Annotated in this window: 5 protein-coding genes; 4 read left to right on the top strand and 1 reads right to left on the bottom strand. The window is 51.2% G+C overall.

Going from position 1 to position 4,889, the window contains the following annotated elements:
- Window positions 1-152: 152 nt before the first annotated feature.
- A complete protein-coding gene (locus Q0372_RS05110; RefSeq protein WP_298103387.1) occupies window positions 153-284 on the bottom strand; it encodes a hypothetical protein in 132 nt (43 codons plus the stop codon).
- 125 nt (window positions 285-409) lie between these two features.
- Here Q0372_RS05110 and Q0372_RS05105 point away from each other — a divergent pair, with 125 nt between their 5' ends.
- From Q0372_RS05105 to Q0372_RS05090, 4 genes are all read left to right on the top strand, one after another.
- The gene (locus Q0372_RS05105; RefSeq protein ID WP_298103386.1) at window positions 410-2,104 is read left to right on the top strand and encodes an acetolactate synthase large subunit; all 1,695 of its coding nucleotides are present in this window, start codon (window positions 410-412) and stop codon (window positions 2,102-2,104) included.
- A 2-nt stretch (window positions 2,105-2,106) separates the two neighbouring features.
- Window positions 2,107-2,577: an acetolactate synthase small subunit gene (gene ilvN / locus Q0372_RS05100; protein ID WP_297882007.1), complete on the top strand. Its 471-nt coding sequence runs from the start codon at window positions 2,107-2,109 to the stop codon at window positions 2,575-2,577.
- Window positions 2,578-2,608: 31 nt separating this feature from the next.
- The gene (lpxD, locus tag Q0372_RS05095; RefSeq protein ID WP_298103384.1) at window positions 2,609-3,559 is read left to right on the top strand and encodes a UDP-3-O-(3-hydroxymyristoyl)glucosamine N-acyltransferase; all 951 of its coding nucleotides are present in this window, start codon (window positions 2,609-2,611) and stop codon (window positions 3,557-3,559) included.
- A 386-nt stretch (window positions 3,560-3,945) separates the two neighbouring features.
- Window positions 3,946-4,563, top strand: a complete 618-nt coding sequence (locus Q0372_RS05090) for a Type 1 glutamine amidotransferase-like domain-containing protein (RefSeq protein ID WP_298103382.1) — start codon at window positions 3,946-3,948, stop codon at window positions 4,561-4,563.
- Window positions 4,564-4,889: the final 326 nt, after the last annotated feature.

Here is a 4,889-nt window from a genome sequence, read left to right as displayed (position 1 = left end):
GATTCCGCCCGTTTTAAATTTACGGCTAAATTTTAAAATTTCGTAACGTAGAATTTAAAATTTACGCTGGCGTCGCTCCACGCTACGATAAAATTTCAAAAAATTTTGTAAATTTAATCGAGCCTCGCATGGCAAAATTTCAAGCTAAAATTTTACGTTAAAAATTCCGTGCCGCGTTTGGTCGAAACAAATCTGCACTTTAAAATTTTAAATCCGAACAGCCCGTCCGTTTTAAATTTGTGGCTAAATTTTAAATTTGCCTTTCTACTCTTGCTAAATTCCAAAATTTTGCTTCGTCTACGCCGCTATTAAATTTGAAATTCGACCCGATTTAGCGCCTAAAATTCGTGAAATTTAATTTACAAAATAATATAATCATAAAATTATTCCAACGAAACAGGATGGGCGTATGAAAGAAATTAGCGGATCGCAGATGATCGTGGAGGCGTTGCGGCAGGAGGGGGTCGAGGTGGTTTTCGGCTATCCGGGCGGCGCGGCGCTTAACATCTATGATGAAATTTACAAACAAAAATACTTCAGACACATTTTGGTACGCCACGAGCAGGCCGCGGCGATGGCTGCGGACGGATACGCGCGCGCTAGCGGCAAGGTAGGCGTGGCCGTCGTCACGAGCGGACCGGGTTTTGCGAACGCGCTTACGGGGCTTGCTACGGCGTATAGCGACAGCATCCCGATCGTGCTTATTAGCGGGCAGGTGGCGACCTCGCTCATCGGTACCGACGCCTTTCAGGAGATCGATGCGATCGGAATTTCACGCCCATGCGTCAAGCACAATTATCTGGTAAAAACGATCGAAGAGCTGCCTAGAATTTTAAAAGAGGCTTTTTATATCGCTCGCAGCGGCAGACCGGGGCCCGTGCATGTCGATGTGCCGAAGGACGTGACGGCGAAGCTGGGCGTTTTTGAATATCCTAGCGAAATCAAGATGCAGACTTACAAGCCGAACTATAAGGGCAATTCTAAACAGATCAAAAAAGCCGTCGAGCTAATCGCTAATTCCAAAAAACCTATCCTCTACATCGGCGGCGGCGTCATCAGCGCGGGCGCAAGCGAGCTGGTTCGCGAGCTTAGCGAGTTTGCGCAGATCCCCGTCGTTGAAACTCTTATGGCGCTGGGGGCTATGCGAAGCGATGATAAAAACTGCCTCGGCATGGTAGGAATGCATGGCAGCTACGCCGCAAATATGGCGCTTAGCGAGTCTGATCTGATAATCTGCTTGGGCGCGAGATTTGACGATCGCGTCACGGGTAAGCTTAGCGAATTTGGCAAAAACGCGAAAATCATTCACGTCGATATCGATCCTAGCTCGATCTCAAAGATCATAAACGCGGATTATCCGATCGTTGGTGACGTAAAATCGGTGCTAGAGGAGATGCTGCCGCGCATTAAAAGCGAGGTTAGCCCTGCAAATTTCGAGCAGTGGCGCGAGCTCATCCGCAAATACAATGAAATTCACCCGCTTAAATTTAACGACAGCGATGAAATTTTAAAGCCGCAGTGGGTTATCCAAAGCACCGCAAAAATCGCGGGCGAGGACGCTATCATCGCTACGGACGTGGGGCAGCATCAGATGTGGGTCGCGCAGTTTTATCCGTTTTGCAAGCCGCGCACTCTGCTAAGTAGCGGCGGGCAGGGTACGATGGGATACGGCCTTCCTGCGGCATTGGGCGCGAAGGCTTATGCGGGAGACAGACCTGTTATAAATTTCAGCGGCGACGGCTCGATTTTGATGAATATTCAAGAGCTGATGACTGCGAGCGCGAGCGGTCTAAACGTCGTAAATATCGTGTTAAACAACAATTTCTTAGGCATGGTGCGTCAGTGGCAGAGCTTATTTTACGGGCAGCGTTTCTCATCGACCGATCTTAGCTCGCAGCCTGATTTCGTAAAAATTGCGGGGGGCTTCGGCGGCGTGGGCTTTAGCGTTAGCACCAAAGCGGAATTTGAAGACGCGCTGAAGCAGGCTCTTGCTAGCAAAAAGGTAAGCGTCATCGAGGCTAAGATCGATCGCTTCGAAAACGTCTGGCCGATGGTGCCCGCAGGCGGCGCGCTTTATAATATGATTTTTGAGCAGGAGTCGTAAGGATGAATAGCATAAGAAGAGTAATATCGGTCGTCGTTACCGATGAGCACGGCGTTTTGTCGCGGATCTCGGGGCTTTTTGCGGGGCGCGGCTATAATATCGACAGCCTCACCGTTGCGCCGATCCCAAATACCGGCCTATCGCGCCTTAGCATCGTCACTTCGGGCGACGAGCGCGTCATAGAGCAGATCACTAAGCAGCTTCATAAGCTGATCCCCGTCTACAAGGTCATTGATGATGCAAAATTCGTCGAAAAGGAGATGGTTTTGGTAAAGATCGCGCTGGGTGAAAATTTAGCGGGGCTTGATGCTGTTTTAAAAGCCTACAACGGCAGCATCGCAAACAGCGACGACAGCAAAATCGTCATTATGGCGTGCGACGACGCAGACCGCATCGACGGATTTTTAAAGACGATAAAAAAATACAATCCGATCGACGTCGTCCGCGGCGGCAGCGTTGCGCTGGATATGTAAGCGGCGATAAAATTTAATCAAAGGAGCGCAAATGAAATTATCCAAAATTGCCGAAATTTTAAACATAGAGCTTGGCGGAGCGGACGCGGAGATTACCGCGATCAATTCGCTTCAAAACGCAAGGCAAAGCGAGCTAAGCTACTGCGATAGCGACAAAAACGAGAAATTTTTATCCGCTACCAAGGCAGCCGCCGTGCTGGTAAAAATCGGCACTGCGGTTCCAAACGGCGTGCGAGCGCTGGAGTGCGAAAACCCGCATCTAGCCTTTGCGATCTTAAGCGTGCATTTTGCTAAGCCGCTCATTCGCAGCGGCGCGCCCGCAAAGATCGCCGCCAGCGCGCAGATCGGGCAGAACGTGCATATCGGCGTAAATTCCACGATCGGCGAGAACTGCGTCATTTTAAGCGGCGCGTATATCGGCGATGACGTGCATATCGGAAGCGACTGCGTGATCCACGCAAACGCCGTCATCTATAACGACGCGATCATCGGCGAGCGCTGCGTGATCCACGCAAACGCCGTCATCGGAAGCGACGGTTTCGGCTACGCACACACCAAAACGGGCGAGCACGTTAAAATTTATCACAACGGCAACGTCGTGCTGCAAGACGAGGTTGAGATCGGCGCATGCACGACGATCGATCGCGCGGTATTCGGCTCGACGATCGTTAAGCGAGGCAGCAAGATCGACAATCTCGTTCAGATCGGGCACAACTGCGAGCTCGGGCAAAACTGCCTCATCGTCTCTCAGGTAGGGCTTGCGGGCTCGACAACGCTTGGGCGCAACGTCGTGATGGGCGGACAGAGCGGCAGCGGCGGGCACGTAAGCGTGGGCGATTTCGCTCAGATCGCGGCGCGCGGCGGCATAAGCAAGGATTTAGCGGGCGGCAAAAACTACGCGGGACAGCCTATAATGGAGCTTAGCGAGTGGTTCAAGCTGCAGGCTAAGATCGTTAGATTTTTTAAAGATAAAAAGCACTAGCCGTTTTGCCTTGGCTGACTTGCCTTGATCGATTTGGTCGATCGGCTTAATTTGATCGTTTTGATTGTTCGCTCTGGTGGACTCCTCTAGCCAGCTTAATCTAGCAGGCTCGCGTCGTTTCAGTGAAGTTTGAAATCGCCAGGCAGTTGGCGATTGTGGAGTAGTTTACGCTGCCGTTTGGGCTTTTGCATAGTTTGCAAGCCACCACGGCGGTAAATTTTGCCCTTTTATCGACAGAATTCCGCCCGCGCCGTTTTTTGTCGTGCGCTTGCTTTGTGGGTGCGGTAGAATTTGCTCTGCTAGTTTGGGTCGCGTTTGCTCGCAGTCATTGCGGCCAAGCTTTACGAGCGCTTTAAATCAGCGCAAATTTAATGAAAGGAAAAACAATGATAGAGATGTTTTTATGCTCCTATTTTGCGGGCGCGGCGACGCTTTTTGAGGATTTTGCCGAACAAAATATCCGCACTAAGGAGGTGCTTTTTATCCCGACCGCGGCAAACGTAGAGGAGTACCGAGACTACGTGGACGAGGCGAAAGATGCGTTTGTCAAAATGGGCTTTGAGGTTCAAATTTTAGACGTTTCCAAAGCGAGCGAAGCCGAAGCCAAGGCAAAGATCGGCGCGGCGCGGGTGCTTTACGTAAGCGGAGGCAACACCTTTTATCTTTTGCGCGAGCTTAAAAAGAAAGGTCTTACCAGGCTGATCGCTAGTCGCGTCCGAAGCGGCGAGCTCATCTACGTGGGCGAGTCGGCGGGCGCTATGATCACAGCTCCCAGCGTGGAGTACGCGAGCGTGATGGACGATGCGGGCGACTACGGGGCCGCGGCGCAAACTGGGCTTGATCTGGTTAAATTTTACCCCGTGCCGCACTACGGCGAGGAGCCTTTCGTGCAAAGCGCGGCCGAAATTTTAAAAGCTTACGGCGATAAGTTAAATTTGGCGCCGATAAATAACGCCGAAGCGATCGCGGTGCACGGCGATAAATTTGAAATTTTAGGGCGCTAAACTGCGGCGCGAAAGTAAAATTTAGCAATAAGCGCTTTGCAAAATTTACGCTTGCGTTCGCGCATAAGGCTGTGAGGCGGAATTTAAATTTAGGCGCGGCAAGCCGCTAACGGATAAATTTAATCAAAAGGATCAAAATGAAAATATTACTTATCAACGGCGGAGCGCCTTGCGGTGCCCGTCGACGTAGCTGAGAACCGTGCGGTAAATATAGCCCAGGCCGACGAGCCGGCGGTGATAATCCGTGTAGCGCGAGGTGTCGAGCGGAATGAAACGATCGGGCATGATGCCTCCGCCGCCGTAGACGGTGCGGTGGTTGACGAGCG

Origin of the sequence: uncultured Campylobacter sp., assembly GCF_937997405.1 — a bacterium.
GTDB lineage: Bacteria > Campylobacterota > Campylobacteria > Campylobacterales > Campylobacteraceae > Campylobacter_B.
This window is presented reverse-complemented; position numbering and strand designations above follow the sequence as displayed.